Here is a 4,638-nt window from a genome sequence, read left to right on the forward strand (position 1 = left end):
CAGGAAAGCCACTTAACGGAACCGAAACGCTGTAGCGGTAAACCGAGCCACCTCTCCTGGTCGTCGCGGCTGGAGCAGTAGCGCTGCGATGAGCGGTGGAAGCGCAGCGCCGCACATCCTCGCCGTTCGCTCACTCCAAACCGGTCCTGCACGTGCCGGACCAGTTCGTGCCGGCGACCAGGCGTGGGGGCTTTTTTGCCAGGACCTCCTGGAGCATGGTCTTGTCCAGGCTGACATCGGCTACGAGCTTCTTGAGCTTCACATTTTCGCCCTCAAGCTGCCGGAGCTTCCGCAGCTCCGACGGGCCCAGGCCGCAGAACTTCTGCTTCCAGCGAAAGAACGTGGCCTCCGACACGCCCATCTTGCGACAGACCTCGGCCACCGGCGTGCCGAGTTCCGCCTGCTTCAGGGCGAATGCCACCTGTTCGCCCGTGTAACGGGACTTCCTCATCGGCAGGTCTCCCTGGGATTAGCAAACCTGCCCGAAAACTCTCACAATCGGTGGACCAGTTTCCCGGCCCTGGGTTACAGGGTCAATTCCGGCCAAGGCTCAACAACTTGACAATGCCGCAGCTACAGAGCTGGGAACCAGTTTCCGTGGAATCCCGGTGGTATCCTGTGCGACAGCCGGACTGTGGCGACCGGTGCCGCTCTGAAGGATCGCGCATCTAGGATCGCAAGATCGGTGGTCTCTTCCGCCGTGTTGATGACGAAGCCAACGAGCCAGCCTTCGTCCTCCTCCGCGCCAACGGTCGCCGGCACGAACACAAATTCGCCTGGCAGGTGGCCGTCGCCGAACTCGTGCACGAGGCGACAACCGGTCTTCAGATCATGCTTGTAGAGCTTCGTGGCGCCGGTGAGCTGCGGGTTGCCGTCAGGCGGGACGGAGACCGTGTAGACGTAGCGATAGCTCTGGCCGAAGCGGCGTTCGTCGATGCGGGGGAATTCCTGCGGCGTGGTGTCGATCACCCGCCGTTCGACGCAATGCGCCTGTGGGTCCACCGTCCAGCGCTCGAACCGGCCTAGCGCGTCCACGCCGCTTGCGTCTGAGGTGAACATCGTCGCGTATGTAATGACGTCGAGGGTCACCCGGCCGTCTTCGCTATCGAAGGCGTTGGCGACGTGGAAGACGAAGCACGGCTCTACATCGCACCAAATGATGTCGGCGGCATCTCCATGCCGCGGCAGAAGGCCCACGCGGGCTTGGTGGGCCGGGTTCCAGCGGAAGGGAAACAGATGACCGCCAAGCACGGCACGCATCGAAAATGTGACGGGCAGGTCGAGAACAATGGCGAACCGCGCGGTGAAGGCGCAATCGTGGATGCAGGGACCGTGCTTGACTGCGATCGGCACGTCGCGGACCACTTTGCCAACCGCCGAGACTACGACGTGGCGGACGGTGTCCCAGATGCTGCCGTCATAAGCAATCGCGTGGTGCTCACCGGTGAGCGGATCCAGGTGAGGGTGCCCAGTGAACGAGCCGTCGAGCGTCCTGTCGAACGGGTTGTAGCACTGCTTCTCCAGGCTCTCGGACAACTCGACGGGGAAGCTGCCTGCTTCCACCACGGCAAAGGTGCGACCGCCAATGTCGACCACGTTGGTGTTCACAGTATCGTTGCGCCCATGTCGCGGTCCGGGCGCGGCGGTCTGGCCAAGCGCTGCAGCGGCCGTGCGTGAACGGATCCAGCGATTGCGATACCATAAAGCCCTGCCGTCTCGAATGGCGATGCCGTGTACCATGCCATCGCCCAGGAACCAGTGATGCCCCGCCGAACTGGGAGTGACCGGGTTCGCGCCCATCTTGAGATATCTGCCGCAAAGTCCCGCGGGGATCGACCCGGTGACGGCGAGGTCCGAGAGCGTCAGTTCCGAATGCATCGGCGCGTGGATGCCAACGACGTACGGAGTTTGAGTATGCGGCAGTCGCTTCCGGTTCCAAGCCGCGATCAATTCGACCGTACCCTGGGCGACGGCGCGAACAACCGATTGAACAGGATTCGGCATGGCTCGCGGTCTCCGGCATCGTCGCTCTGGAACTTGAATGCTAACCGCCTGTCCAGGTTTGTCGTATGTCACCCGGGATTAATCGCATCGCGCCCTTGTGTGGGCGGGGCCGTGTTGCAGCGACCGCTGGAACAGGCGCAGTAGCGACATTGCCATGTTGTTGAAGCAGTGGCCGCCCAGGAACGAACGGCGATACGGCTTGCGACCTCACGCTACGGATTTAACGCATGTTTCCTCACGCCTGACCCGGAAGCTCATGTCGCAGGTGCGTTGATAGTACGAAACGGCCATAAGGTGCCGCCGCACGCGTACAACTGCCGGAGGGAGCCTTGGCGCGGTTCGGGGGTCGGGGATCTTCTATACTGATCAGGGCAGCCAGTTCACCTTGCCGCGCTCACCGCATATATCACCTTGGCTGATGTCACCCCGATGGCCGGTTGGATGATCGTCGGCGGTGTGCACGGCCGGCTTGTGGTGCCGATCAACCCGGACGCCGGTTGAGCTCCGCCCACCTCACAGTTCTAGACAAGAGCAACACCATGTCCGCGCAGACGCAATTCCCGATCAGCCGCTTTCCCGTTCCGACGCTGGAGGAGATGCCGGAGGACATCCGTGAGCGGCTGCTCGCGGTGCAGGAGAAGGCCGGCTTTATTCCTAACGTCTTCCTCGTGCTGGCGCACCGGCCCGACGAGTTCCGAGCCTTCATGGCCTACCACGACGCCCTGATGGATAAGCCTGGTGTCCTCACCAAGGCCGAGCGCGAGATGATCGTGGTGGCGACGAGCAATGCGAACCAGTGCCAGTACTGCGTCGTCGCGCATGGCGCGATCCTTCGGATCCGAGCGAAGAACCCGCTGATCGCCGACCAGGTCGCCATCAACTACCGCAAAGCGGACATCACGCCGCGGCAGAAAGCGATGTTGGACTTCGCGATGAAGGTCGCCTTCGAGGCCTATGCGGTGGGCGATGACGACCTCACCACCCTCGCGGAGCACGGCTTCGATCAGGAGGACACCTGGGATATTGCGGCCATCGCCGCCTTCTTCGGCATGTCGAACCGTATGGCGAATGTCACCAGCATGCGGCCCAACGAAGAGTTCTACACGATGGGCAGATAGGACGAGGCTGCAACGCCACGTGATCACGTCAGTGCGTCGACGAGCCATGGAGACCGGCTCGGCGTCTTGAGCCGGTGCTTTGCCAATAGAGTCCGCTCAGGGGCAGATACAACTGTAGCACTGCCGGGCAGAAGCGAGCAGCGGGCAGTGGAGCTAACCTGCCCCCAGTGGTCCTTATCGCATGTGTGGATGCCCCCTGCGGGTCAAGGCGAATCCGCAGCGTTGGCATTGAGAGCACGGGTGCGGTCATGTGTGCGGCCTCTGATACGGCCGGCCTGGCCGCGGGCCCTGATGAGCTGCGCGGAACGAGGGGCAATCAGGTGAACGCGCTTCGGGGGCGCACTGCGATAAACGGCCTCTCTCGTCACCGGCTCACCGGTCTCTCGCTGTCATCGTCGCTTCAGCACCTTGCCCCTCGCCGGGCGCGGCGCCCGGCGAGCTCGGACGCGGCCGCTTAGGCGGTCGCGGCTGTGGTGTAGGTCCCTCCTCGGGCCAGCAGGGCCCAGGCGATGCGGGCCATCTTGCTGGCCAGCGCCACAGCCGCGACCTTGAAGGGTCGCCGCGCCAGCAGGCGCGTGGCCCAGTCCGCGGCCTCCGGGCTGCGCCGGGCATAGCGCAGGCGGCTCGTGGCGCCGAGGACCAGTAGCCGGCGCAGCATGGAGTTGCCCTGCCGGGAGATCCGGCCCAGGCGCTCCTTGCCGCCGCTCGAGTGCGGCTTCGGGGTCAGGCCAAGCGAGGCCGCGAAGTGCCGCGCCGAGGCGAAACCGTGCGGATTGGGCCCCAGCGCGGCCAGGGCTGTCGCACCGATCGCCCCGATACCGGGGATGCTGGCCAGCCGCCGAGCCGTCTCGTCCTCACGGGCATGGCGGACCATGCGGCTGTCGAGCCGCTCGATGCGTCCTTCCAAGGCCTCGATCTGCGCCACCAGCTCTCCCAGCGCCTCGCGTGCCAAGTGGGGCAGCCGGGCATCGTCGCCATCGCGCACCACCGCGATCAGCTCGGCGAGCTTGCGCCCCTGCGCCGCTACGATGCCGTACTCGGCGAGATGGGAGCGCAATGCGTTGACGGTCTGGGTGCGCTGGCGCACCAGCATGTCGCGGACCTTCAGCTCCACCAGGCTCGCCTGCTGCGCCTCGGTCTTGGCCGGCACAAAGCGCATGGTCGGGCGCGTCACCGCCTCGCAGATCGCCTCGGCGTCCACCGCGTCGGTCTTGCCGCGCTTAACGTAGGGTTTCACGTAAGCCGGCGGCATGAGCCGCACGGTGTGGCCGAGGCGGGTGAGCTCGCGCGCCCAGTGGTGCGCCCCGCCGCAAGCCTCCATGCCAACCAGCGTGGGCGGCAGGGCCGCGAAGAACTCCAGCAGGGCTGACCGGCGGAGCTTCCGCCGCAGCACCACCCCGCCTGCCGCATTGACCGCATGCACCTGGAAAACGCTCTTGGCCAGGTCGAGGCCGATCGTCCTATTGAGGCGGCCCTCATTGTCTTGACCTGATCTGACGAATGGCCAACTTCACGC

Annotated in this window: 3 protein-coding genes and 1 pseudogene; 1 reads left to right on the plus strand and 3 read right to left on the minus strand. The window is 64.8% G+C overall.

From position 1 onward, the window contains the following. Both AC5JJ1_RS12685 and AC5JJ1_RS12690 read right to left on the minus strand, forming a co-directional pair. A pseudogene (locus AC5JJ1_RS12685) lies at positions 1–451 on the minus strand (transposase); the annotation flags it as partial. A 122-nt stretch (positions 452–573) separates the two neighbouring features. Further along, positions 574–2,004, minus strand: coding sequence for an 8'-apo-carotenoid 13,14-cleaving dioxygenase (locus AC5JJ1_RS12690; protein ID WP_495785472.1), 1,431 nt, complete (start codon positions 2,002–2,004; stop codon positions 574–576). A gap of 539 nt (positions 2,005–2,543) precedes the next feature. Between AC5JJ1_RS12690 and AC5JJ1_RS12695 the strand changes: the two genes are divergently transcribed. Further along, complete coding sequence (locus tag AC5JJ1_RS12695; protein WP_495785473.1) at positions 2,544–3,122, plus strand: peroxidase-related enzyme; 579 nt, start codon at positions 2,544–2,546, stop codon at positions 3,120–3,122. Between the two features lie 454 nt (positions 3,123–3,576). Here AC5JJ1_RS12695 and AC5JJ1_RS12700 read toward each other — a convergent pair whose 3' ends face one another. Further along, positions 3,577–4,578, minus strand: coding sequence for an IS110 family RNA-guided transposase (locus tag AC5JJ1_RS12700; RefSeq protein WP_495785474.1), 1,002 nt, complete (start codon positions 4,576–4,578; stop codon positions 3,577–3,579). Positions 4,579–4,638 lie beyond the last annotated feature (60 nt).

This window comes from Belnapia sp. (genome assembly GCF_059504005.1).